This window comes from Cupriavidus sp. OTU4054, assembly GCF_038440175.1.
Classification (GTDB): domain Bacteria; phylum Pseudomonadota; class Gammaproteobacteria; order Burkholderiales; family Burkholderiaceae; genus Cupriavidus; species Cupriavidus pauculus_D.
This window is the reverse complement of sequence record NZ_JASATF010000003.1, coordinates 1-24,750: the sequence shown is the minus strand read 5'-3', so window position 1 is coordinate 24,750 and position 24,750 is coordinate 1. Positions and strand designations below refer to the sequence as shown.

The window sequence follows — 24,750 nt, the reverse complement described above, 5'->3', positions numbered from 1 at the left end:
AGAAACGTCCGCAGGCCGCGGGGCCGCCCCCTTTTGCTACAACGCCGCTATCCCGGCCTGCGATCGCATCGCTCGGGAATGCTTCTTGCGCAATGCGGTTGGCGACCCACCGTTCAAGGAGTATCCGCCATGAAGCCGATTCAAAATGACATGTCACGGCATCCGGCCTTACACGTCGCGGTTTGCGCGATGCTGACGGCGGTGCTCTCCGCTGGGCACGCGCTGGCGCAGCCGTCCGCCTTCGTGCCGGTCGAGGTGGTGTCGCCGGGCGACGCCGCCTCTTCCGTCCCCCCAACCCCGACGCCGGCCAAACCGCCCTCCTCGTCGCTCTCGACGGACGACCTGCGGTTTGTCGATGAGGCACTGATGGCAAGCGAAATGGAAGTGGCGGCCAGCGAGCTTGCGCTGAAGGTATCCGCCGATGCCAAGGTGCAGGCGTTTGCGCGCCAGATGATCAGGGATCACGGCGCGGCGGCAGAGGCGCTGCGTCAGATCGCGCGGGAGAAGGGCGTGACGCCGCAGAAGCGCGTGCCCGAGTCGCCCGAGATCGCGCGGCTACGGGGCCTCAAGTCGCCGCAGTTCGAGGAAGCATACATCCGTACCGTTGCCGTCGATGCCCACGAACAGGCCGTTCTGCTATTCCAGAACCAGGCCACGCGCGGCAAGGATGCCGCCCTGCGTGGCTATGCCGAGAAGCTGTTGCCGACGCTGCGCGAGCATCTGAAAAACGGGCGCGCGATGGAGAGCCGCGTCACGGCCAGCGCCAGCGACGCGAAGACCTGATCCGCGCGGGCCTACTCTGCGGCGCGCGCGTCCGCGGGGGCGATCACGACCGATACCGGGGCAGCGGTCTCGGGCGACTCGGGTTCGAGCCCCCCGTCGGCCGACGCGATCGGTTTCGCCGATCCCGTCGCGGGCTTCGATGGCCGCGCCGCAATCGCGGCACCGGCACGCGCTTCCGTGACCATCTCGCGCAGCCAGCCGACCAGCAGCTTGCCGTAGGCACGCTGACTGTCCTCGGTGGACAGCCCGTGGTCCGCGCCCTTGAGCTCGCGATAGGTAATCGACGACGCCTGCACGCAGGCATCGACGTAGCTCAGCACTGCGGTCTTCGGGACAATCGCATCGTGCTCGGAAGACACCACGAGGATATCGCCCTTGAAATTCGTGCAGGCGCGCAGCGCCCGATTGGTATCGGGGGCCACCACCTTGCGGCGATACGCCACGAGATCCTGATCGACATGCAACTGCCGCTTGGGCGAGTCCCAGCCGCTGTCCATGTACAACGCCGGCGCACGGAACGCCATCCATCGCACGGGCCGCAGTTCGCTGAGCACGGCCGCCAGATAGCCGCCGTAGCTGCTGCCGACCACCGCAATCGCATTGCGGTCGACTTCCGGATGCCGCACGAGCATATCGTAGGCCGCGAGCACGTCGGCGAGATTGCGCATGCGGCTGACGGTCTCGTACTGCGCGGACGTTCCCGCATGGCCGGTCAGGTCGAAGGTCATGCAGACGCAGCCCAGGCCGGCGACTTCGCGCGCGCGCGCATGGTATTGCTGCTGGCTGCCGCCCCACCCGTGCACGAACAGCACGCCGGGCAGCTTGGTCGCTGGCATGATCACGGTGCCGGCGATGGTACCTCCCTCTGTAGGGATCTGGATCGATTCTTCATGTGTTGCCATCGGATGCGGACTCCAGTATTGCGAATTTGACGAGCGCGCCAACGTTTCGGTCCTCACCCGAAAAGTACACGTCGGCGCCCGGCGGAACGTTGACGTCCGCCGCGTACTGCTCGTGTGTGGACGCGGTGGCGCGCACACAGCGCGGATCGTCGCGGAACGCCTTGAGGATCGCGAGCTCCGCGCCTGTGGCGCCACCCGCGCGCCAGGACTGCTCGAGCACGCCGAGCCGTGGCTGGCCGTTGTCGGTGCCCATTACCACGTCATAGTTGCAACGCGAGACGAGCATGCCGGGGAAACATTCGACGGCCGCCGCGTGATAGGCGACGGCCGCGCGCACGGCATCGCGCAGATGCGCTTCTATCGGATGCGAGAGCAGGTCTTCGAGCGTGCCGCGCACCGCGCGCAGCGTGGAGCCGCCGTAGACCATGTCGCCAGCGTGATTGCGGGTGAGCGTCTGCGTGCCGCAATAGCTGGCGCGCAGGCCGCCGAGCTCGACCTGTCCCACACTGAACGTGGTCACGTCTTCGAGATTGCGTTCGAGCACGACCCCTTCGCTTTCGATACGCGAGGCGTCGATCGAATCGAGCGCGGCGACGAGTTCGGCATCGGTCGCGGCAACCTGTTGTCCCAGACCGCCGATACCGCAGGGCTCCTTCACGCGCACCGCGCCCGCCTTCAGCATCTCTCGTCCCGCCGCCAGGGCGTCGTCGCGATCGAACGCCGTATAGCCGGGCAGCACGCAATCGCGCACGCGCGCGGCAAAGTCCTCGCTCCACCCCACGGGCGCGCGCGCATCGGGCCGGATCAGTCCGTGCGAGATGGCCTTCGTTGCGATGAAAGCATGGGGAACGACGCCGCCGAACAGATCGTCGATGCTCGCAATGCCGAGCTGCCGCGCGCTGTCCACGCCGACGAGCGTGTCGGCGGGTACGAAATACATGCGGCCGACCGCCGCATTGGCGTTTCGCACGGCGTCGTAGCTGCCGCCGAAACGGTAGCCGGCAATCTGCGCCACTTCCCGCGCCACGCGAGCGAGCGTGGCGCCTTGATGGCTATTTGGGTCATCGACGTCGGCGCGCCCATAGGCGACGACGCATATGTCGCGCTGAACGGCGCGCGAGTCGGGTTGCTGAGCGGGAACGCGCGCTGCTTGCGGGGCTGCGGTGGTTGCGGTGGTCGCCAAGGTGATCTCCTGTCAGGGATAGGCCGCCGGTATTGCTATCGCGTACTGCGCTTCCTGTACTGCCAGAACCGTGCCAATCGTTCTCGCCCGCGCCTAAGCCGGCTCGCGCCCGGTGTGCCGCTTCGCCCGCTCCATCCGTTCGTGCAGCGCGCGCGATTTGTCCTCGTGAATCTCGTCGGCCTCGTCGAGCGAATGGCTGCATTTGACGCCGCCTTCCTCGTCGGCCAGCTTCGCGAGATGCCGATAGAACATGACGAGCTGGCGCAACTCGTCCTCGTCGAGGTCCTCGATCGAAATCAGATGATTGCTGGCCTGCTTGTGCGAGGCCAGCAACTCGTTGAGCTTCAGGTGCACGGCCATCGAATCCTTGTTCTGACTCTGCTGGATCAGGAACACCATGAGGAACGTGATGATGGTGGTGCCCGTATTGATCACGAGCTGCCACGTCTCGGAAAAGCCGAACAACGGACCGGTGACGGCCCAGACGAGTACCACGGCGACCGCAAGTGCGAACGCCGCGGGTGAGCCGGCCTGCCGGGTGGCGGCGCCCGCGAATCGATCGAACAGATGCATCAGGCGCCGATGGGCGGGTGGCTTGTCGTGTACATCCTGCGAGTCATCGGCCTGGTTTGGCTCGGCATGGCGGGGAATATCCATGGCTGCGCTCCGGGGATCGGTTCTGGATAAATTCTAGGGAGCGCGCGCGGCGGCGGTAACCCGGTGCCGTCCTACACGGGGCGGTACGCGGATGCGGCTCCCCGCACGGCACGGTACGTGCTACGTTGGAAACATCGCAATCCGTCGAGACGAGAAAAAGGAGGGCCCATGGCAGACCATGACGATGACGACGAAATGCTGAGGGAGCGCGTCGGGACGTGTATCGCGGAAGTATGCGGTGGCGACATGCCCGATACGGTCACCGTGCATGTGGCGGACCGGCGCGTGACGCTGTCCGGCCGCGTGGAGGATATCGATCTTTCCCAGCGGCTCGAGAAGGCCGCCGCGACGCCGCCGGGCATCCTCGGCGTCTCGAACCAGTTGACGACGCGCATTCCGCCGCCCGAGGAGCCGCCGGGACAACCGCCGGCGAGCGGCATGCGCGCGGATCCCGCGGAACGGCCCGCGGGCCAGATCAATCACAAGGTATGACGCGGCGTTGAAGAGGTTCGGTCTGGCGCGTGCCAGACCGAAAGCGTCTTACGCCCACGGATCGTAGCGATCCGACTCCCAGTACGGCGAGATACCGTAGTACTCGTGGATGCTGGTCGCCCATTCCGAATTGGCCATCGTCGGCCAATGCTCCTTGTCGAAGCCCGGCGATGCCTTGATGCGTTCTTTTTCCACCCCCAGCACGAAGCATTTGCGGCGCGTGTCCAGCGTGAGCGCGGACCACGGCAGCGCGTGCAGCTTCTCGCCGATGCCGAGGAAGCCACCCATCGCCAGCACCGCGTAGGCAATCCGGCCACCGATCACGTCGAGCATGATGTGGTCGATCGTTCCGATCTCCTGGCCCGAGGGATCCACGACCTTGTTGCCCTCCAGCGTGTCCGACGCCATCACGAACGGCCCGCATCCGCCCGTGGGATGCTGGTCCGCGCCGCCGATAATGGCGGCGCCGCGCGGCGGCAGGGTCGAGGGCGCTTGCGGTTCATCGACATTCATGGATCTCTCCTTGGGTTGCAGCGTGTCGGCCAGCATGGCGGCCTTCGTATCGGCGGACGCATCGGTCAGCGAATCGGACGTGAGACCCGGGGACGTAAGCCTCAGGCGGCGGGGGCAGAATGGAACGAGCATGTCAACGCGTCTCCACAGGGGTTATTTCGGCGGGTTTCGGGGGCTCGAGCGGATCGAAATCTTCCCAGCGGCCGTCGCGCCACTGCCCTTCGGCGCGTTCGACTTCTTCGGCGCCGCCGGTATGCAGCAGCTGGGTGGCAAGGGCTGTGTTATCGGGCGATACATGGGCGGCCAACAGGACGCCGGCATTCCGCACGCGGGCCTCGCCGGTGCGCGGATCGCGGCGCGCGGTACTCGTCTGGCTCAGGGCGCCGACCAGGGAGCCGACATAGGCACCGATACCGGTGGTCAACGCGAGGACGAGCACGAGCAGCCAGCTTTGCAGCGGCGCCTCCGTCCACGCCCGCATCGCGGCGCACGCGCATACGCCCACGCCGACGCCGACCGCGGCGCCGAGCATGATGCCGCGGCCCGCACCTTTCCCGGTGTTGCGCGCGGCCGGATCGACCGCGCGATCGCCACCGATCGGGTAAGTGCCGTGCTGGCCGGGTGGATTGACGTAAAACATGCTCAGGTCATCCTTGCGGAAGCCCTGCTCGAGCATGCGGTTGGCAGTGTTCTCGGCACGGGCGAAGGTTTCGAAGCGTCCTGCAATGATCGTAGACATCGTTTCCCTCCGTGTTCAAGTTTTGCTGCCCGTTTTACCGGGCGACTTGTCCGTGGAGCCCTTGCGATGGGCTGCGGGCTTCTCGCCCGCCGGCTGATGGTCGCTCCCGCGCTTGAGCGTCCAGTCGACGTCGTCGCGGCGGGTCTGTGTCTCTTTCTCGGCATGTGCGGCGGCGCCCGGCGAAATCGGATCGCTCGCGGGAAACGTCATGTCCAGCGATTCATCGACAGCCGATTGATACGTATCGGGCTTTTGCTGCTTGCCCTTGCCAGCGGTTGCCGAGGACTTCTGCGGTCCCTTGCTGGCCTGTGCGGAAGCATTGGCTTTTTGCATGGCGGTCTCTCCTTCGGTTGGAGCCTTTGGTTGGCTCCCCCTCCATCATGCAAACTGCGCGCCAGATCGGCATCGGGAGCATTGCCCGCATTCGTGCGGAAACCCACGTCCATGGGTATGCACATTGTGCGCGAGACAGGTAAGAAATGCGCGCGAGGTGCGCGCGCCACCCGCGTGGGCGGGTGCGCGTTTGAAAATGGCGATGCGTGGGGAAAATGGACGAGCGAGGACCGCGCGGACGCGCGCCGCACTCAGGACTGCACGCGTGGAAAGCGGACGGCGATGCAGACGGTGACGTTGTCGGCATCGCAGTTGATATTTTCGGCGGTCAGTTCCGCGCCCTGCATCTCGACGATGCGGCGCGTCAGCAGCAGCGCGGTGCTCTGGCGTGGCGTGGGGGTGCCATCGACGGGCAGCCTGCGGCCGAAGAAATCGGTCAGCGTGGCCAGGCGGCTCGCACCGCGCGTGCGGTCGACAGGCTGGCTTTCGGAGATGCGGAACTTTACATAGTTCGCCTCCGCCGTCAGGAACACGGTCACCGTGCCGCCGGTGGGCGCCCGCCACACGCAGTGAATCAGCAGATGACGGAGAAGGGGCGCCAGGCGCAATGCATCGCCCTGGACGACGAAGTCGTCGCCGCCGCCCAGTTCGCTGGAGAGCGGCATAAGCTGCACGCCACGCGCTTCCGCGGCGGCACGCTTGTCCGAAATCGCCTGTTCGGTGGCGACCTGCAGATCGGTCGTCTCCCAGGTGGGCTTTGCCTCGTCGAAGAGCAGGCGTACCGCCTCTTCCATTTCCTCGATCAGCGCGAGCTGCTGCTGCATGCCCGAGCGCATGCCTTCGAGCGCGCGCTGCGCAGGCGGCGGCAGCGTCTCGACGGAGCGGTCCAGCACATAACTCCAGCTCTGGATGGCGTTGAGCGAAGAGCGCAGGTCATGCGCGGCCTGCTCGATCAGGGTGGAGATTTCCGCCGCGCTTTCGATGTGCGGCGCAATACGTGACGGATCTTCGGCCGTAACGGTGCCCACAGCGCTTCCGCTGGAAGCGTTGGGAATGGGAGAGTTCATTGCGTCGGCCATTATGGTGTCGTCATGCGGCCGGCGGGCTGTTGTCGCCGTTACGCGAGGCGCGCAGCCATTCCGGCAGCTCACCCTTGGCCGCATAGTCTTCGAGCCGGTTGTACAGCGTTTTGAGACTGATGCCGAGAATCTCGGCGGCGTGCTTCTTGACGCCCGCGCATTGCTCGAGCGTCGCAAAGATCAACTGGCGATCCGCGTCCGCGAGCGACATGCCCACGGGCACCGATACCACGGCCGTGCCTGGCGACGGCGTCGCGGCCACCTGCAGCGGAATCTGGACCTCGGTAATCACGTCCTGGTCGGCCAGGATGTACGCGCGCTGGACGAAGTTGCGCAACTCACGCACGTTGCCCGGCCACGAATGCATGCGCAGGCTCTCCAGCACATTGCTCGCGAATCGCCGTTGCGTGCCCTGCTCCGCATTGAGCTGTTCCAGCATCGTGTTGGCAATCTGCACCACGTCGTCGCCGCGCACGCGCAGCGGCGGCAGCTCGATCGGGAATACGTTCAGCCGGTGGTAGAGGTCGGCGCGCAGCTTGCCGTCCGCCACGGCCTCTTCGGGATTGCGGTTGGTCGCGGCCAGCACGCGAACGTCCGCATGGCATTCGCGATTGGTCCCGACGCGCATGAAGGTACCGGTCTCGAGCACGCGCAGCAGCTTGACCTGCAGCTCGAGCGGCATCTCGGTGATTTCGTCGAGGAACAGCGTGCCGCCGTCGGCGCGCTCGAAGTAGCCTTTGTGCTGACGGTCGGCACCGGTAAAGCTGCCGCGCTCGTGACCGAACATTTCGGATTCGATCAGCGTGGGCGAGATCGCGCCGCAATTCACGGCGAGGAAGGGCTGGCGGCGGCGCGACGAGAGTTCATGCACGGTCTGGGCTGCAAGCTCCTTGCCCGTGCCCGACTCGCCGATCAGCAGTACCGTGGCCTCCGTCGGGCCGACCTTGCTGAGCTGATCGTAGACGGCCTGCATCGCCTCCGAACTGCCGAGCAGGCGGCCAAAGCGTCCATAGCGGCGCAGTTCGCCGCGCAGCGAATGGATTTCCGCCTTCAGCTCGCCCGTGGTGGCGATGCGCTTGAGCACGGCCTGCAGGCGCGTGACGTTGATTGGCTTGACCAGATAATCGGTGGCGCCCATGCGGAGCGCTTCCACCGCGGACTCGACGCTCGCATAGCCGGTGGTCAGGATGACCTCGACCCCGGCAGAGCTGACTTCGCCGAACAATTCCATGCCGCTGCCGTCGGGCAGCCGCAGGTCCGCAAGGACCGCATCGGGCATGCGCCAGCCGATCTGAAGGCGCGCTTCGCGCAGGTTGCCTGCCGTTGCCGACGAAAAGCCCTCGATCGCGACAATCTCGGCCAGCGCGGCGCAAGCGTTCTCGTCGTCGTCAACGATCAAAATATGTGGCATGGTCGGATGGGTTGGCGGCGGGCGCAGGGCGGAAAGATAACTCGAAGTGTAATGGTGCCGTCAGGTGCGTTATGCCAGTGTTCGTCTGACACGGCTGTCGGACCTTGCCGCGACCCGTGCGCGGGCGGTAGCCACTGCTTGCCTCAACAGATAGCATAAGAGCCATCAACCACCAATGCCGACGCGATTGCGACCTCCTCCTGCCGCCCCTGTTGCAGCGATGGAAGTGGCAAGGCGTCCCGGCCCAGGCGACACCCGTGTCCACTACCGTCACCAGCCCTCCGAGCCGCACTGCTCCGCCGCCCCGCGCGCCGGCTCGCCGTGCCGTGCCCGGCCAGGTCTCTCTGCTATGGGAATCCACGTCTCCCGCGATGCAGCGGCTGCTGAACCAGCTCGATCGCGTGGCTGCCACCGATGTCACGATGCTTGCGGTTGGCGAATCCGGCGCAGGCAAGGAAGTCGTGGCGCGCGCGGTGCATGAACGCAGCAATCGCCGCCAGGGACCGTTTATCGCAGTCAACTGCGGCGCGATCGCTCCCACCCTCATCGAGTCCGAACTGTTTGGCCACGAAAAGGGCGGATTCACGGGTGCGCTCGAACAGAAAGCCGGCTACTTCGAGCAGGCCCAGTCCGGAACGCTGTTTCTCGATGAAGTGACTGAAATGCCACTTGAGATGCAGATCAAGCTGCTGCGCGTACTGGAGAGCCGGACGTTCCAGCGCGTGGGCGGCGATACGCTGCTCGTCAGCGACGTCCGCATTCTGGCCGCGACCAACCGCGACCCGATGGACGCCGTACGCAGTGGCCATCTGCGGGAGGACCTGCTGTACCGGCTTGCCGTGTTTCCGCTGCAGATTCCGCCGTTGCGCGAGCGCACGGAGGACATTGTCCCGCTCGCGCGGCATTTCCTCGCCGAGTTCAACGCGATGGAGCAGACCGACAAGACGTTTTCCCCCGGCACGCTCGAGCGCCTCGTGCGGTACGACTGGCCCGGCAACGTGCGCGAACTCAAGAACGCGGTCTATCGCGCGTATATCCTCGCCGACAAGCTCGTGGAGATCGGCAACCCGAATCTCGCCAACCAGCCGCCCCGCCCGACCACGGTCGATGGTGTGGTCAGCGTGCGCGTGGGCACCACGCTCGCCGACACGCAGCGCGAGATCATCCTCGCCACGCTGTCCCGTTACGACGGCGACAAGCGCCAGGCCGCGCGCGCGCTCGGCATCAGCCTGAAGACGCTCTACAACCGTCTGGACGTGTATCGCGCCAGCTGAGTCGGGCGCCCTGCCGCGCCCGAGTGCTGCAACGCGCAAAGACGCGCCTGCCGCATGTAGGAATTACATGGGACGGCGCGGCCCAAGGTTTGCAGCGCGCGCGTCACTCGCTCCAACGCCTTGCCTCACAAGGCTTTTCGGTTTTTTCCCGCAACGCTGACGTTCTGGCACAGCCTTCGCATGCCTCGCCAGATCCAATTCCCGGCCCAAGGCTTGCCGCCAAGGAACGTCACGTGCGAATTTGCCAACTTACTCCGTCCGACTCACGACCCATCGACGATGCCGCACTGACGCGTGCCGCATCGCTCGGATTCGACCATGTGCTGCTAGCCGGATGGTCGGTGCCGCACAACCGGCCCGAATCGCTGTCCGCCGTTGCGGCCTCGTGCCGCCGGCACGGCCTCGGCGTGCTGCTCGATCTCTCGCTCGACCGCTTTCCCCAGGATGCCGCCGCGCATCACGACGGCTGGCTCGATCACGCGCGCCCCGGTGGCGGCCCCGATGCCACCGACCACCATCTGCCCGGCGTACGCCTGCGCTGGCACGATCCCGCCGTGGCGGCCGCTGCCGTGCAATGGTGGGCCACACAGGTCCGCGATGCGCTCGAGAGCGGCGTGGCCGGGTTCTGCTGCCGCGCGCCGACGCGCGTACTCGGGCTCCACTGGGCCGAGCTCATCGACGAGGTTCGCTGTGGCGGCACGGCACAGGGGACACAGGGGACACAGGGAACACAGGGACCACACGGACTCTTTCTCGCCTGGACGCCCGGCACCACGCCCCAGCAGCTCGACGACCTCGCGCAGGCACCATTCGACGGCGCCTTCTGTTCGCTGCCGTGGTGGGACTATCGCAGCGCGTGGCTGACCGAAGAAATCGCGCGCCTGCATCGGTTCGGTCGCGTGCTGGCCGCGCCGTCGCTCACGCCGAATGGCCTCGACGTGCTCGCGGCGCGCCGCGCGCTGTGGACGGCGGCGGCCATCGGCGACGGTCTGCTGGTACCGGCCGGGTTCGAGACCGGCGGTGGCGGACTCATTGCCGAACTGGAAGCCCACGACACACCGTTCGATCTGTCGCACGAGGTCATGGAAGTCAATGCGTGGATCGGCGCGCAGCGCGGGGGCCCGGCCGTGGCCGTACGCCAGCTCAGCGGGCCCGACGCGCCGCTGACCGTGCTGGCCCGCCTGCCCCGGCACCTCGCGAATGGCCACGCACCCGATGCCGCGGCGGCGGAACCGCCGGCGCTGACGGTCGTGCTCAACCCGTGCACCGATGATCCGGCGTCGTTCGGCGCCGACCGCATCCTGCAGGGCCTGCCGCAGCCGGCGGCCACGCTGCTGCCCAGCGAAGGCGGCCCCGGCAGCGCGCTCGCGCGGCAGGACACGCTGGACCCCTGCGGCATCATTACGCTGGCGCCCGCCGATATTCGTATCTATCGCGCCATCCCCGCACCGGTTGCCGCGCGCGCGCCGGCCGAGCCGGCACGCAAGCGTGGAGCGAAAGCCAAGGCCAACGGCACGGCCAAGCCGGCGCTTGCCACCGCCGATGCCATGGCCGCACCGCGCGTCGCCATCGAGAACCTGACGCCATCGTGCGATGCCGGCCGCTTTGCGGTACGCCGCGTCGTCGGCGAATGCGTCGAGGTCAGCGCCGATATCTGGATGGATGGGCACGACAAGCTCGCCGCCGCGGTCGTCTGGCGCGCACCGGGTGAATCGACGTGGCAGTCGTCGCCCATGGTGCCGATCGTCAACGATCGCTGGCGCGGCAGTTTCCCGATGGTGGCGATGGGCCGCCACGAATATACGGTCGAAGCCTGGAAGGACAGCTTCGGCAGCTGGCTCGACGAAGTCGGCAAGAAGCGCAAGGCCGGCGTCGATATCACGCTCGAGATCGAGGAAGGCGCGCGCCTCGTGCTGGCCACGCTGGCCGGACCGGAGTCGGCGCAGATCGAGGGTGCCGGTGCGATCGTGGCCGATCTGGGCGCGGCAAGCGGCGACGATGCGCTGCGGCTGGAGATCCTGCTCTCGCCGCGCACCGACGCCGCGATGCGCGCCTCGATGGCGCATCCGTCGGGGCGTCCGTTCCTGAGCCGCTTCCCGACGACGATGCCCGTCGAAGCCGATCGGCTCGCGGCGCGCTTTGCCAGCTGGTACGAACTGTTCCCGCGGTCGGAAAGCGGGGATACCCAGCGCCACGGCACCTTTGCCGACGTCATCCGCCGGCTGCCCGATATCCGCGCCATGGGCTTCGACGTGCTGTACTTCCCGCCGATCCATCCGATCGGCATTCAGCACCGCAAGGGCAAGAACAACAGCCTCAAGGCCGAACCCGGCGATGTGGGCAGCCCGTATGCCATCGGCGCGGCCGAGGGCGGCCATGACGCGATCCACCCGGAACTCGGCACGCTCGAGGACTTCCAGCGTCTGCGCCGCGCGGCCGCCGACCTCGGCATCGAACTCGCGCTGGACTTCGCCATCCAATGCTCGCTCGACCACCCGTGGCTGCGCGAGCATCCCGAGTGGTTCCAGCATCGGCCCGACGGCTCGCTGCGCTATGCCGAGAACCCGCCGAAGAAGTACGAGGACATCGTCAACGTCGACTTCTATGCGACGCCCGGCGGCGACAAGCTGTGGGAAGCGTTGCGCGACGTGGTGATGTTCTGGGCCGAACAGGGCGTGCGCATCTTCCGCGTCGATAATCCGCACACCAAGCCGCTGCCGTTCTGGGAATGGATGATCGCGGACGTGCGCGCGCGCTACCCGGATACGCTGTTCCTCGCGGAAGCGTTCACGCGCCCGAAGATGATGGCGCGACTGGCCAAGCTCGGTTTTGCGCAGTCCTATACCTACTTCACGTGGCGCAATACGAAGGCCGAGCTCATCGAATACATGACCGAGCTCACGCGCGGCCCGATGCGCGAGTTCTACCGTCCGCACTTCTTCGTCAACACGCCCGATATCAACCCGTACTTCCTGCATGAAGGTGGACGGCCGGCCTTTCTGATCCGCGCGGCACTGGCCGCGCTGCTGTCGGGGCTCTGGGGCATGTACAACGGCTTCGAGGTCTGCGAAAGCGCGCCGCTCGTCGTCAACGGCGTCACCAAGGAGGAGTACCTCGACTCCGAGAAATACGAACTGCGCACGCGCAACTGGCGGCAGCCCGGCAACATCGTTGCCGAGATCTCGCGCCTCAACCAGATCCGCGCCAACCACCCCGCGCTGCAGAACCATCTGGGTCTGCGCTTCTATCACGCCAGCGACGACGCGGTGCTGTACTTCGCGCGCTTCGTGCCGAGCGGTGCGGAGCAGACGGGCGCATTCGGCGACGACGTGCTGCTCGGGGCCATCAGCCTCGACCCGCGCGCGCCGCGCGAAGCCGATATCGAACTGCCGCTGTGGGAGTGGGGTCTGCCCGACGACGCGTCGCTGCTCGTGGAAGACCAGATGTTCGGCCACCGGTTCACGTGGCAGGGCAAGCATCAGCATATTCGCCTGAATCCGCACGAGTTGCCGTTCTCGCTCTGGCACGTCAGGCCACAACCGACAACAACATCCGGAGACACGGCATGAAGCGTCTAACCGATCGCGCCAACGCCGCCCTGCTCAACGCCGACCCGCTCTGGTACAAGGACGCGGTCATCTATCAACTGCATATCAAGTCGTTCTATGACGCCAACGGTGACGGCGTCGGCGACTTCGCGGGACTGCACGCCAAGCTCGACTACCTCGTCAACCTCGGTGTCGATACGGTCTGGCTGCTGCCGTTCTATCCGTCCCCGCGCCGCGACGATGGCTACGACATCGCGGACTACCGCGGTGTACATCCCGACTACGGTACGCTGGCCGAAGCGAAGCGATTCGTCACGGCGGCCCACGCGCGCGGCCTGCGCGTGATCACGGAACTCGTGATCAACCACACGTCGGACCAGCATCCGTGGTTCCAGCGCGCGCGCAAGGCCAAGCCCGGTTCGGCGGCGCGCAACTACTACGTGTGGTCGGACAACGACCAGGCCTACGCCGGCACGCGCATCATCTTCTGCGACACCGAGAAGTCCAACTGGAGCTGGGACGCCGAGGCCGGCGCGTATTTCTGGCACCGGTTCTATTCGCACCAGCCCGATCTCAACTTCGACAACCCGCAGGTCATCAACGAAGTCCTGTCGGTCATGCGTTACTGGCTCGATATCGGCGTCGACGGGCTCCGGCTCGATGCCGTGCCATACCTCGTGGAACGCGAGGGCACGAGCAACGAGAACCTCGCCGAGACGCACGCGGTGATCAAGCAGATTCGCCGCCATCTGGACGAGCACTACACGGGCCGCCTGCTGCTCGCCGAAGCCAATATGTGGCCCGAGGATGCGCAGCAGTACTTCGGCGGCATGAGCGGCGGCGCCACGGCGGATACCACGGGCGCCGCGAGCCCGGACGGCATCGCCGGCGACGAATGCCATATGGCGTTCCACTTCCCGCTGATGCCGCGCATGTACATGGCCATCGCGCGCGAGGATCGTTTCCCGATCACGGACATCATGCGGCAGACGCCGGAGGTGCCGCCGAACTGCCAGTGGGCAATCTTCCTCCGCAACCATGACGAGCTCACGCTCGAGATGGTGACCAGCAGCGAGCGCGACTACCTGTGGGAGGTCTATGCCTCCGACCGCCGCGCGCGCATCAACCTCGGCATTCGCCGCCGGCTGGCGCCGCTGATGGAACGCGACCGCCGACGCATCGAGCTGATGAACAGCCTGCTGTTCTCGATGCCGGGCACGCCCGTCATCTACTACGGCGACGAGATCGGCATGGGCGACAACATCCACCTCGGGGACCGCGACGGCGTGCGCACGCCGATGCAATGGTCGCCGGACCGCAATGGCGGCTTCTCGCACGCGGACCCGGAACGGCTCGTGCTGCCGCCGTTGCAGGGACCGTTGTATGGGTACGAAGCCGTCAATGTGGAAGCGCAGAACCGCGATCCGCATTCGCTGCTCAACTGGATGCGCCGCATGCTCGCGCTGCGCCGCCAGCATCGCGCATTCGGCCGCGGCACGCTGCGCTTCCTGTTCCCCGGCAATCGCAAGATCCTCGCCTACCTGCGCGAGTACAACGGCGAGCACATCCTGTGCGTGGCGAACCTGTCGCGCGCGCCACAGGCCGTGGAGCTCGACCTCTCCGCGTTCGCGGGCCGCGTGCCCGTGGAGATGCTCGGCGCCACGCCGTTCCCGGCCATCGGTCAGCTCACGTACCTGCTCACGCTGCCGCCCTATGGATTCTATTGGTTTGTGCTCAGCGAAGACGCGCAACCGCCTTCCTGGCACGTTGACGCGCCAGAACAGATGACCGACCAGATTACGCTTGTCGTGCAGAACGTGGCTGGCCGCTCGGAGTTGACCGAGTCGGCGCGCCGCGCGCTCACCACCGAAGTCCTGCCGCATTACCTCGCGCGCCGTCGCTGGTTCGCGTCCAAGGGGGACAAGATCGAACGGGTGAACGTGGCTTACGCCTGGCCCTTCGCCAAGTCCACCTCGGGCGAGGAAGTGTTTCATTGCGAAGTGGAGGTGGTGCTGTCGAACCGCTCCGAGTGCTACCAGTTGCCCGTGGCGCTGCTCTGGGACCGCGAAAGCCAGGACGGGGTCTCGCAGCTCGCCTATGGGTTGTCCATGGCCCGCGTGCGCCGCGGCGCGCGAGTGGGCATGGCCACGGACGGCTTCGTGATCGAGCCGTTCGCGCGGCAGGTGGTCACCGCGTTGCGCGAAGGCACCCAGGCAGAGACCTCGCATGGCGTCATTCGATTTCTCGCGGAGCCGGGGCTGGCCAATGTGCCGCTCGAGCAGGAGCCGGTGCAATGGATGTCCGCGGAGCAAACGAACAGCTCGCTGGCCTATGGCAACTACGGGGTGCTGAAGATGGTCCGCCGTATCGCGGGCGGTATCCATCCGGAAGCCGAAATGACGCGTTACCTCACGAGCCACGGCTATACCCACTCGGCACCGTTGCTCGGCGAGGTGGTGCGCACCAACGCGGCGGGCACGCCGCATACGCTGATGCTGCTGCAGGGGTACATCCTCAACCAGGGGGATGGCTGGGACTGGACCCTCGACTACCTCGGCCGGTCTATCGACGACGCCTTGCCCGCCGACCGCAGCGAAGACGATTTCGACGAAGCGCTGAAGGGCTACGCGGCCATGATCGGCACACTGGGCCGGCGCGTCGCGGAACTGCACGCGGTGCTCGCCCAGCCGACGGACGAGGCGCCGTTCGCGCCCGAGGTGGCCGGCGAGGCGCAGGCGGAAGAGTGGGCACGTGAGGCCATGGCGTCGATCGACGAGGCCCTGTCGCTGCTGGAAGCGCGGCGCGGCGAGGCACGCGGCAGCTTCGCCGAAGACATCGACACGCTGATGAACGCCCGCGACGCGCTGCCGCGACTGGTCCAGCAGCTTGCCGCGGCGGCGCCCGGCACGCTGCAGACGCGCATTCACGGCGACTTCCATCTGGGCCAGGTGCTGATCGCGCAGAACGACACCTATATCGTCGACTTCGAAGGCTCGCCGCGCCATTCGCTCGACGTGCGCCGGCGCAAGACCTCACCGTTGCGCGATGCGGCCGGCCTGCTGCGCTCGATCGACTACGCGGCCGCGACGGTCGGCACCGATCGCCGCGAACGCACCCACGTCACGCTGCCGCCGGCCCTGGCCGAGCGGCGCGCGGCGCTGCTCGAACGCTTCCGCGAAGCGGCGACCGGCGCCTTTCTCAATTGCTACCAGCAGACGATGCGCCAGGCGTCGCGCCCGTGGGCGGAACCCGCGCAGCTGCAACCGCTGCTCGACCTCTTCCTGCTCGAACGCGCGGCGTATGAGGTCGGCTACGAAGCCGCCAACCGGGTCGCCTGGATCGACCTGCCGGCCAGCGGGCTGGCCCGCCTCGTGCGCAAACTGCTGGGAACCGGAGCCGCCGATGGCCAGTCATGACACCGCAGAAATGGACCTGCAGCCCGATACGCCCACCCTGCCCGATCCCGTCATCGAGGCGCTGCTCGCCGGCCGTCTGGCCGACCCGTTCGGCGTGCTCGGCCCGCATCGCGACGACCACGGCGTGGTCGTGCGCGCCTTGTTGCCCGGTGCCGAGGGCGCCTGGCTCACCGACGCCGACGGCAAGCCTGTCGCGGAGATGAAGCGCCTCCATGGCGGCGGCGTCTTTGCGGGCCGGCTACCCAACTGGGGCAAGGGCGAGCCCGTTTCCCGCGACTACCGGTTGCGCATCCGCTGGCCCGACGGCAGCGAGCAGGTCACGGCCGACCCCTATGCGTTCGGCCTGCTGCTGGGCGAGCTGGACCTGCATCTGATCAACGAGGGCCGGCATCTCGAGCTCGGGAGTTGTCTCGGCGCGCAGTGCATGACCATCGATGGCGAGGTTGGCGTACGGTTCGCCGTATGGGCCCCCAATGCGCAGCGCGTATCCGTGATTGCGGATTTCAACGGCTGGAACGCGTCCCGCCATCCGATGCGCGTGCGCCACGGCTCCGGGGTATGGGAACTGTTCCTCCCGTCCGCGCTCGGCGCGGGCCCGGGCGCCCGCTACAAGTTCGACCTGATCGGTGCCGATGGCACCCCGTTGCCGGACAAGGCGGACCCGCTGGCGCTGGCCACCGAGGCGCCGCCCGCCACCGCATCGGTGGTCGCCTGCGCGGGCCAGAGCGCGCCGCCGTTCGGCTGGAACGACGGCGAGTGGATGCGGCAGCGCGCCTCCGCGAATCCCTATACCGCGCCGATGTCCGTGTACGAGCTGCACGCGATGTCGTGGCAGCGTGCCGCGAACGATCCGGAACGCGGATGGGAGATTCTCGCGGACAGGCTGGTGCCGTATATCCGCGACCTCGGCTTTACGCATATCGAACTGCTGCCCGTGACCGAGCATCCATTCGGCGGATCGTGGGGCTATCAGCCGCTGTCGCTGTTCGCGCCGACGGCGCGCCTCGGGCGCCCCGAGCAGTTCGCGGCGTTCGTCGATCGCTGCCATCAGGCCGGCATCGGCGTGATTCTCGACTGGGTGCCCGCGCATTTTCCGACCGATCCGCACGGCCTCGCGCGCTTCGACGGTACCGCGCTGTACGAGCACGAGGATCCACGCGAAGGTTTCCATCAGGACTGGAACACGCTGATCTACAACCTCGGCCGGAACGAGGTGCGCGGCTTTCTGCTCGCCGGCGCGCTGCACTGGCTCGAACGTTTCCATATCGATGCGCTGCGCGTCGATGCGGTCGCGTCGATGCTGTATCGCGACTACAGCCGCGAGGCGGGCCAATGGATTCCGAACCGCTATGGCGGCCGCGAGAACCTCGAGGCCGTGGCCTTCCTGCGCGATCTCAACACCGTCGTGCACGAACGTTGCCCCGGCGCGCTGACCATCGCCGAGGAATCCACCGCATGGCCCGGCGTGACCGCCAGCGTGGAATCGGGCGGGCTCGGCTTCGACTTCAAGTGGAACATGGGCTGGATGCACGACACGCTGCGCTATATGGCGCACGCGCCGATCCATCGTCCGTGGCACCACTCGGACATGACGTTCGGCATGGTCTACGCGTGGTCCGAAGCATTCGTGCTGCCGCTGTCGCACGACGAGGTGGTACATGGCAAGGGCTCGATGATCGGCCGCATGCCCGGCGACGACTGGCAGCGGCTGGCGAACCTGCGCGCGTACTACGCCTTCATGTGGACGCATCCGGGCAAGAAGCTGCTGTTCATGGGTGGGGAGTTCGCGCAGTGGCGCGAATGGAATCACGACGACGAACTCGACTGGTCGCTGCTCGACCAGCCTCAGCACCGCGGCGTGCACTCGCTCGTGCGCGACCTGAACCGGCTCTATCGGGAACTGCCCGCGCTGCATGCGATGGACCACCACCCGGAGGGCTTCCAGTGGGTGGTCGGCGACGATCACCAGAACAGCGTGTTCGCCTATCTGCGCAGTGCCGGCAAGGGCAGCCGCGACGTCGTTCTGGTGGTGGTAAACATGACCCCGGTGCCGCGGCCCGGCTACCGTCTCGGCGTGCCGTTCGCGGGTGCATGGGACGAATGCCTGAACAGCGATGCCGGTGTCTATGGCGGCAGCAATATCGGCAATGGCGGGCGCGTGGAAGCCGGCGACACGGCGTCGCACGGCCAGCCCGCGTCGGTCGAACTGACGCTGCCGCCGCTGGCGACGCTGGTATTGCGATTCGCGGGGTAAGTTTATTGAGACTGCTGCACGAGGTGAGCCCCCGGTCCAAGAACAATCACTACAACCGTAACGACATCTCAGGAAGGAGCTGACTTCATGGCGAGCGCACCCATCGACCGCCTGCTGCCCGGCAAGCCCTATCCGCTCGGCGCGCACTGGGACGGGCTAGGCGTCAACTTCGCGGTGTTCTCCGCCAATGCGAGCCGCATCGACCTGTGCCTGTTCTCGGCCAACGGCCGCCGCGAGATGCAACGGCTGCAGCTGCCGGAGTGCACCGACGAGATCTGGCACGGATACCTGCCCCACGCTCCGCTCGGCACCGTGTACGGCTTTCGCGCGTTCGGGCCTTACGAGCCCGCGCGCGGCCACCGTTTCAATCCGCACAAGCTGCTGCTCGATCCCTATGCGCGCCAGCTCTCGGGTCCCGTGCGCTGGTCCGACGCCTTGTTCGGCTACCGGCTCAACAGCCCGCGCGCGGACCTCACGCCCGACCGCCGCGACAGCGCGCCGATGATGGCGAAGGGCGTGGTCGTCGACGAAAGCTTCCACTGGGGCGACGACCGCCCACCCGCCGTTCCCTGGCCGCAGACGACGATCTACGAGGCCCACGTGCGCGGTGTTTCCATGCAGCGCGAGGACCTGCTGCCGCATGTCCGCGGCACGTTCGAGGCGCTGGCCGATCCGCGCTTCGTCGATCATCTGCATGCGCTCGGCGTGACGTCCATCGAACTGCTGCCCGTGCATGCATTCCTGCAGGACCGCTTCCTGATCGAGCGCGGCCTGCGCAACTACTGGGGCTACAACTCGCTCGCGTTCTTCGCGCCCGAGCCGCAGTTCCTGTCCGCGAACCAGCTGCACGAGGTCAAGGTCGCCATCCGGCGGCTCCATGCGGCCGGTATCGAGGTCATCCTCGACGTGGTCTACAACCACACGTGCGAAGGCAACGAACTCGGGCCGACGGTATCGTGGCGCGGCCTCGACAATGCCAGCTACTACCGGCTGATGCCGGGCGACGAACGCCATTACATCAACGACACCGGTTGCGGCAATACGCTCAACATGTCGCATCCGCGCGTACTCCAGATGGTGATGGACTCGCTGCGCTATTGGGTGCAGTGCTATCGCGTGGATGGCTTCCGCTTCGATCTCGGCACCACGCTGGGCCGCGAGGCGCAGGGGTTCGATCCGGGCTCGGGCTTCTTCGACGCGCTACTGCAGGATCCCGTCCTGTCGCGCGTGAAGCTCATCTCCGAGCCATGGGATCTGGGTCCCGGCGGCTACCAGGTCGGCAATCACCCGCCGGGCTTCGCCGAATGGAACGACAAGTTCCGCGACAACGTGCGGCGCTACTGGCGCGGCGATGCCGGCCAGCGCGGTGAGCTCGCGGCGCGGCTGACAGGCTCCGCGGACCTGTTCGACCGCCGCCACCGCAAGCCATGGGCGAGCGTCAACTTCATCACCGCGCACGACGGCTTCACGCTCGCGGACCTCGTGAGCTACAGCCACAAGCACAACGAGGCGAACCGCGAGGACAACCGCGATGGCAACGACGACAACGCGAGCGCGAACTGGAGTCCCGATGGCAGCGTCGAGGGACCGACCGACGATCCCGCCATCCGCGAGACGCGCGCCCGCGTCGCGCGCGCGTTGATGACCACGCTGCTGCTGTCGCAGGGCACGCCGATGATCACCGCCGGCGACGAATGGGGCCGCAGCCAGGGAGGGAACAACAATGCCTACTGCCAGGACAGCCCCCTCTCCTGGCTCGACTGGAACGCCGCGGCCGATCCGGCGAACGCGCCGATGCTCACATGCGTGAAGCGTCTGCTCGCGCTGCGCCGGCAATTGCCCGTGCTCACGGAAAACCGCTTCGTGCACGGCCGCACGCGCCCCGCGCCCGGCCTCGCCGATATCGCGTGGTTCGACCCCGATGGCAACGAACTGAGCCCCGAGCAGTGGGCCAACCCCGAGGAACGCACGCTGGCGCTGCGCCGCGCCGCGCACGACCATGCCCAGCAGGACGTCGTGCAGGTGATCCTCCTCTGCCTGAACGCGGGCTGCGAGGACGCCGTGTTCCATCCGCCCGCGCCCGGCACGCAGTGGCGCGTGCTGTTCGACAGCACCGCGCCCGGCGACGAGGAAACCCCTGTCCGCTATGGCGACGACGGACGCGCGATGCAGCTTGTGCCCGCACACGGGGCGGTACTTCTCGCGGCAGACGTATCGAAGGAAGAGAACGGCTGAACATGACGACACATCACACCGATCCGCTCGCGGCGCTGGCCACGCAGGCAGGCCTGCAAACCCAATGGGACGACGCGTGGGGCCAGCCGCAGACGCTGTCGCCCGCGGCAATCCGCACCGTGCTGACGGCCATGGGCCTGCCGTGCGAGACCGATGACCAGTGCGAAGCCTCGCGCGCGCGGCTCGAGGCCGAAGACGCCGCGCATGGCTTGCCGCCCCTGATCACCGCCGACATCGATCGCCCCGTGCATGTGCCCTGGCGCGAGGCGATCGCGCAGCGGCCGTATCGCATCGAGATGGAAGACGGCAGCGTCGTGGAAGACGTGGCGCGGCGCGTGGAATGGACTTCCGCCGCGGACACCGGTTTGGGCAGAAGCGGCAGCGTCCTCGCGCTGGCGCCCATCGCCACGGCCGGCTATCACCGCCTGGTACTCGGCGACCTGCACACCACCATCGCCGTCGCCCCGCCGCGCTGCTACGGCGTGGAGGATGCCCTGAACGAGCATGGCGGCGGAAAGCCCGACGCTCATCCATGGGGACTGGCTGTGCAGCTTTATTCGCTGCGGCGGGGTGCCCCGACCGGCCTCGGCGACCTGACCGCGCTGGCCGATGCCTGCGAAGCCGCGGCCAAGGCGAGCGCGCAGGCGGTCGCGATCAATCCGCTGCATGCGGGCTTTGCCGCGCTGCCGTCACGCTATAGCCCCTATTCGCCGTCGAGCCGGCTGTTCTTCAATCCGCTCTATGTCGACCCCGCCGCGGTATTCGGCGCGGAGGCGGTCGCGACGGCGATCGACGCCCTGTCGCTGGCCGAGGCGTTCCGCGCGGCAGAGGCGCGCGACGAAATCGACTGGCTCGCGCTGTCTCCCGCGCGCTATGCCGTGCTGCGATGGTTATGGGAACGTCAGGCGCAGCTTCTGCCGGCGGACGTGCTGCAACGCTTTTCGGCGTTTCGCGCGCTGGGTGGCAGCGCCCTGCACGCGCACGCCTGCTTCGAGGCGATGCAGCAGCATCGCCTGCAGCGCGATGGCGAGGCGGGTGCCGACTGGCGCAACTGGCCCGCCGAATGGCGGGACCCTCACGACGACGCCGTGGCCGCCTTTGCGCGCGATCATGCCGACGACGTGGCCTTCCACACCTTCCTGCAGTGGCTGGCCGCGGACGGCCTCGCCGCCGCGCAGCGTCGCGCGCGCGCTGCCGGCATGGCCATCGGCGTGATCGCGGACCTCGCCGTGGGCACCGATCCCGGTGGCAGCCACGCGTGGACGCGGCAGGCCGAGATCCTCAACGGCTTTCATGCGGGCGCGCCGCCCGACGTGTACAACCCGCTCGGGCAGGACTGGGGCGTCGCGGTGTTCTCGCCGCGCGGGCTGCGCCAGCACGGCTACGCGGCGTTCATCGAGATGCTGCGCGCGAATCTCGCGCATGCGGGTGGCCTGCGCATCGATCATGTGCTGGGCCTCGCGCGCATGTGGCTGGTGCCCGAGGGCGCTTCCGCGCGCGAAGGCGCCTATCTGACCTATCCGCTGGACGATCTGCTGCGGCTCGTGGCGCTGGAATCGTGGCGGCATCGCGCGATCGTCATCGGCGAGAACCTCGGTACCGTGCCCGCATCGCTCAATGCCGCCCTCGCGGCGCGCGGCGTGCTCGGCATCGACGTGCTGTGGTTCGAGCGGGATGCCGAGCCACCGGCGGGGACGACCGCCCGCTTCGTGCCCGCAGCGGAATGGCCGGTGCAGGCGGTGGCCACGACGACCACGCACGATCTGCCGAGCATCGCGGGCTGGTGGGCCGGCCGCGATATCGCCTGGCGCGCGAGCCTCGGGCAGCTGGGCCCCGGCGAAACCGAGGCCAGCGCGATGGCCGTGCGCGCGGCCGATCGGGCGGCGTTATGGCATGCGCTCGTCGAGGGCGGGATGATCGACGGCGCAGCGCGCGACCTTCCGCCACAGGAGCCGCCGATCGAGGCCATCCTCGCGTGGCTGGGACGCACGCGCACGCCGCTGCGGCTCGTGCCGATCGAGGACCTGACCGGTGCGGTCGAGCAGCCCAATCTCCCGGGCACGATCAGCGGCCATCCGAACTGGCAGCGGCGGATCGATGTGGATGTCCGGGCGCTGTTCGCACGCAGCGACGTTGCCGCGCGCGTGCGCGCGCTGCGGAGCGGGGATGCGTGAACGCAGGGAATGCCGACAATGCGGGCAATGCGGGGCGCTAGCCCCGCAGCGCGCCGTTCAGCGACTCCACGGTGACCGGCTTGACCAGATGCTCGGCGAAGCCCGCATCGAGTGCGCGGCGCCGGTCGTCCGCGGTACCGCGGCCCGTCAGCGCGAACACGCTCGCCCGCAGCCCGTGGGCCTGCATGGCGGCAAGCACCTCGTAGCCGTTCATCTCGGGCATCTCGAGGTCCAGCAGCACCACGTCGGGCATGAAGTCGCGCACCACCTCGAGCGCCTGCGCGCCGCCGTAAGCGGCGCGGGCCTCGTGGCCGAGCACCGCGAGGAGTTCCACCATGCTGTCCGCCGAGTCCGCGTTGTCGTCGACGATCAGCACGCGGCGCGAGACGCTTGCTTCGGGCACCGCGCGTACCACCGCTTCGCCGTCCATTTCCACCTCCGGGAGGATCACGGTGAACGTACTGCCCCGGCCCTCGCCGGGACTGCTGGCCTGAATCGCACCACCATGCGCTTCCACCACGGCGCGCGCCAGCGCAAGGCCGATGCCGAGACCGCTGCGTTGTCCCGCCGCATCGCCCTCCTGCGTGAACAGGTTGAAGATGCGATCGAGCGCTTCGGGTGCGATGCCTTCGCCCGTGTCGGCCACGGTGGTGATGACGCTTCCGCCCTCGGCGACGACATCGACCGAGATGGCGCCGCCGCGCGCGGTGTATTTGGTCGCGTTGCTGAGCAGGTTCGACAGGACCTGTCCCAGCCGGCCCGCATCGGCATTGACGAACAGCGGATCGGTGGGCAACGTCACCGAGATGCGCTGTCCGGCTGCCTCGATGACCGGGCGAATCGCCTCGATGCTCGTGCCGACGATCTCGTTGTACATGGTCGGGGCAAGCTGCACCTTGAGTTTGCCCGTGGTCACGCGCCCTACATCCATCAGGTCCGTGACGAGCCGCGTCAGCAGATGGACCTGCCGGCCGATGATGTCCGCGCAATGGCGAATACGGCCGTCCGCCGGCGAGGTCAGGCGGATGACGTCCACCGCATTGCGGATAGGCGCGAGCGGATTGCGCAGTTCATGCGCGAGAATGGCCAGGAAAGCCTGCACGCGACGGCCCGCGCCCTCCAACTCCCGCAATCGCGCGGCATCGGTCATGTCGTGGGCGGTCCAGAGAATGCCCGTGGGACAAGCTGCCGCGTCGCGCGACAGCACCTGGCCGATGGCACAGCGCACGAGCGAACCGTCCTTGCGCTGCAGCCGGTCTTCGCCGCTCCACGCGCCCTGCGCGCGCACCGCCTCGAGTGCCGCGAGGTCGTTGCCGGCCGCGATGTCCTGCCGCGAGTACAGCAGGGAGATGGGCTGGCCGATCGCCTCGCTCGCGCTATACCCCGTCAGCGCGGTCGCGCCATCGTTCCATTCCAGAATCGTGCCATCGAGGCTCAGTTCACAGACCGCACGATCGTGCAGCGCGTTGGCCAGTTGCGCGCGCCGGGCCTCGGCCTGCTCCGCGCGCTCCTCGGCCGCATGGCGCACGGTCACGTCGTGACATGCCACGGCCATGCCGTCGGCGTGGACCACCAGACCGAGGTGCGCATAGAAGACGCTGCCGTCGCGTCGCGCACACCAGCCGCGCCATTCGCCGCGGCCCTCGTCGCGTGCCGAGTCGAGCCACCGGTCGCAGCCTGCCGAAACGGTGTCGTCGTGCGTATCGGCGCGGGGGGGGGGGGGCCCCCCCCCCCCCCCCCCGCCCACACCGCGCCCC

General features: G+C 67.6%; 17 protein-coding genes. 8 read left to right on the top strand and 9 right to left on the bottom strand.

Features of this window, described 5'->3' with window-relative positions:
- Positions 1-129: 129 nt before the first annotated feature.
- Positions 130-783 carry a DUF4142 domain-containing protein gene (locus AAHB16_RS04950; protein WP_342050273.1) on the top strand — a complete coding sequence of 218 codons (654 nt, stop codon included), beginning with the start codon at positions 130-132 and terminating at the stop codon, positions 781-783.
- A gap of 11 nt (positions 784-794) precedes the next feature.
- Here AAHB16_RS04950 and AAHB16_RS04945 read toward each other — a convergent pair whose 3' ends face one another.
- The 3 genes from AAHB16_RS04945 to AAHB16_RS04935 all read right to left on the bottom strand — a co-directional run bounded on the left by AAHB16_RS04945 (position 795) and on the right by AAHB16_RS04935 (position 3,525).
- Positions 795-1,685, bottom strand: coding sequence for an alpha/beta hydrolase family protein (locus tag AAHB16_RS04945; RefSeq protein WP_150376640.1), 891 nt, complete (start codon positions 1,683-1,685; stop codon positions 795-797).
- Positions 1,672-2,868: a DUF3182 family protein gene (locus tag AAHB16_RS04940; protein WP_342050272.1), complete on the bottom strand. Its 1,197-nt coding sequence runs from the start codon at positions 2,866-2,868 to the stop codon at positions 1,672-1,674. Before AAHB16_RS04940 ends, AAHB16_RS04945 begins: the two co-directional genes overlap by 14 nt.
- Positions 2,869-2,961: 93 nt before the next feature.
- Positions 2,962-3,525: a low affinity iron permease family protein gene (locus tag AAHB16_RS04935; protein WP_150376636.1), complete on the bottom strand. Its 564-nt coding sequence runs from the start codon at positions 3,523-3,525 to the stop codon at positions 2,962-2,964.
- Positions 3,526-3,693: 168 nt separating this feature from the next.
- Between AAHB16_RS04935 and AAHB16_RS04930 the strand changes: the two genes are divergently transcribed.
- Positions 3,694-4,017 carry a BON domain-containing protein gene (locus AAHB16_RS04930; protein ID WP_150376634.1) on the top strand — a complete coding sequence of 108 codons (324 nt, stop codon included), beginning with the start codon at positions 3,694-3,696 and terminating at the stop codon, positions 4,015-4,017.
- A gap of 48 nt (positions 4,018-4,065) precedes the next feature.
- On the opposite strand, the gene AAHB16_RS04925 is transcribed toward AAHB16_RS04930, so the two are convergent.
- The 5 genes from AAHB16_RS04925 to AAHB16_RS04905 form a co-directional block, all read right to left on the bottom strand.
- The gene (locus AAHB16_RS04925) at positions 4,066-4,530 is read right to left on the bottom strand and encodes a PRC-barrel domain-containing protein (RefSeq protein WP_150377537.1); all 465 of its coding nucleotides are present in this window, start codon (positions 4,528-4,530) and stop codon (positions 4,066-4,068) included.
- A 133-nt stretch (positions 4,531-4,663) separates the two neighbouring features.
- Positions 4,664-5,269, bottom strand: a complete 606-nt coding sequence (locus AAHB16_RS04920) for a hypothetical protein (protein WP_150376632.1) — start codon at positions 5,267-5,269, stop codon at positions 4,664-4,666.
- Between the two features lie 15 nt (positions 5,270-5,284).
- Complete coding sequence (locus AAHB16_RS04915) at positions 5,285-5,602, bottom strand: hypothetical protein (protein WP_150376630.1); 318 nt, start codon at positions 5,600-5,602, stop codon at positions 5,285-5,287.
- 251 nt (positions 5,603-5,853) lie between these two features.
- Positions 5,854-6,630 (bottom strand): sensor histidine kinase, encoded by a 777-nt coding sequence (locus AAHB16_RS04910; RefSeq protein WP_223851626.1) that lies wholly within the window; start codon positions 6,628-6,630, stop codon positions 5,854-5,856.
- Between the two features lie 61 nt (positions 6,631-6,691).
- A complete protein-coding gene (locus tag AAHB16_RS04905; protein ID WP_150376628.1) occupies positions 6,692-8,092 on the bottom strand; it encodes a sigma-54-dependent transcriptional regulator in 1,401 nt (466 codons plus the stop codon).
- A 257-nt stretch (positions 8,093-8,349) separates the two neighbouring features.
- Between AAHB16_RS04905 and AAHB16_RS04900 the strand changes: the two genes are divergently transcribed.
- The 6 genes from AAHB16_RS04900 to malQ all read left to right on the top strand — a co-directional run bounded on the left by AAHB16_RS04900 (position 8,350) and on the right by malQ (position 22,993).
- Positions 8,350-9,366: a sigma-54 interaction domain-containing protein gene (locus AAHB16_RS04900; RefSeq protein WP_150376626.1), complete on the top strand. Its 1,017-nt coding sequence runs from the start codon at positions 8,350-8,352 to the stop codon at positions 9,364-9,366.
- A gap of 233 nt (positions 9,367-9,599) precedes the next feature.
- The gene (locus AAHB16_RS04895) at positions 9,600-12,935 is read left to right on the top strand and encodes an alpha-1,4-glucan--maltose-1-phosphate maltosyltransferase (protein ID WP_342050271.1); all 3,336 of its coding nucleotides are present in this window, start codon (positions 9,600-9,602) and stop codon (positions 12,933-12,935) included.
- Positions 12,932-16,330 (top strand): maltose alpha-D-glucosyltransferase, encoded by a 3,399-nt coding sequence (gene treS / locus AAHB16_RS04890; protein ID WP_342050270.1) that lies wholly within the window; start codon positions 12,932-12,934, stop codon positions 16,328-16,330. Before AAHB16_RS04895 ends, treS begins: the two co-directional genes overlap by 4 nt.
- A 10-nt stretch (positions 16,331-16,340) precedes the next feature.
- Positions 16,341-18,584 carry a 1,4-alpha-glucan branching protein GlgB gene (glgB, locus tag AAHB16_RS04885; RefSeq protein ID WP_342050390.1) on the top strand — a complete coding sequence of 748 codons (2,244 nt, stop codon included), beginning with the start codon at positions 16,341-16,343 and terminating at the stop codon, positions 18,582-18,584.
- 87 nt (positions 18,585-18,671) lie between these two features.
- Entirely contained in the window at positions 18,672-20,819 is a 2,148-nt protein-coding gene (gene glgX / locus AAHB16_RS04880) for a glycogen debranching protein GlgX (RefSeq protein ID WP_342050269.1), read from the top strand.
- A 2-nt stretch (positions 20,820-20,821) separates the two neighbouring features.
- The gene (gene malQ / locus AAHB16_RS04875) at positions 20,822-22,993 is read left to right on the top strand and encodes a 4-alpha-glucanotransferase (RefSeq protein WP_150376616.1); all 2,172 of its coding nucleotides are present in this window, start codon (positions 20,822-20,824) and stop codon (positions 22,991-22,993) included.
- Between the two features lie 37 nt (positions 22,994-23,030).
- Here malQ and AAHB16_RS04870 read toward each other — a convergent pair.
- Positions 23,031-24,750: PAS domain-containing hybrid sensor histidine kinase/response regulator (locus AAHB16_RS04870; protein WP_342050268.1), on the bottom strand; the 1,720-nt coding region annotated here is incomplete at its 5' end.

What these genes read in the sequence shown, in the direction of transcription:
- AAHB16_RS04945 (WP_150376640.1), bottom strand. Translation starts at nt 1,685, where the DNA reads ATGGCAACACATGAAGAATCGATCCAGATCCCTACAGAGGGAGGTACC.
- AAHB16_RS04925 (WP_150377537.1), bottom strand. Translation starts at nt 4,530, where the DNA reads ATGAATGTCGATGAACCGCAAGCGCCCTCGACCCTGCCGCCGCGCGGC.
- glgB (WP_342050390.1), top strand. Translation starts at nt 16,341, where the DNA reads ATGGACCTGCAGCCCGATACGCCCACCCTGCCCGATCCCGTCATCGAG.
- AAHB16_RS04905 (WP_150376628.1), bottom strand. Translation starts at nt 8,092, where the DNA reads ATGCCACATATTTTGATCGTTGACGACGACGAGAACGCTTGCGCCGCG.
- AAHB16_RS04920 (WP_150376632.1), bottom strand. Translation starts at nt 5,269, where the DNA reads ATGTCTACGATCATTGCAGGACGCTTCGAAACCTTCGCCCGTGCCGAG.
- treS (WP_342050270.1), top strand. Translation starts at nt 12,932, where the DNA reads ATGAAGCGTCTAACCGATCGCGCCAACGCCGCCCTGCTCAACGCCGAC.
- AAHB16_RS04915 (WP_150376630.1), bottom strand. Translation starts at nt 5,602, where the DNA reads ATGCAAAAAGCCAATGCTTCCGCACAGGCCAGCAAGGGACCGCAGAAG.
- AAHB16_RS04930 (WP_150376634.1), top strand. Translation starts at nt 3,694, where the DNA reads ATGGCAGACCATGACGATGACGACGAAATGCTGAGGGAGCGCGTCGGG.
- malQ (WP_150376616.1), top strand. Translation starts at nt 20,822, where the DNA reads ATGACGACACATCACACCGATCCGCTCGCGGCGCTGGCCACGCAGGCA.
- glgX (WP_342050269.1), top strand. Translation starts at nt 18,672, where the DNA reads ATGGCGAGCGCACCCATCGACCGCCTGCTGCCCGGCAAGCCCTATCCG.
- AAHB16_RS04935 (WP_150376636.1), bottom strand. Translation starts at nt 3,525, where the DNA reads ATGGATATTCCCCGCCATGCCGAGCCAAACCAGGCCGATGACTCGCAG.
- AAHB16_RS04950 (WP_342050273.1), top strand. Translation starts at nt 130, where the DNA reads ATGAAGCCGATTCAAAATGACATGTCACGGCATCCGGCCTTACACGTC.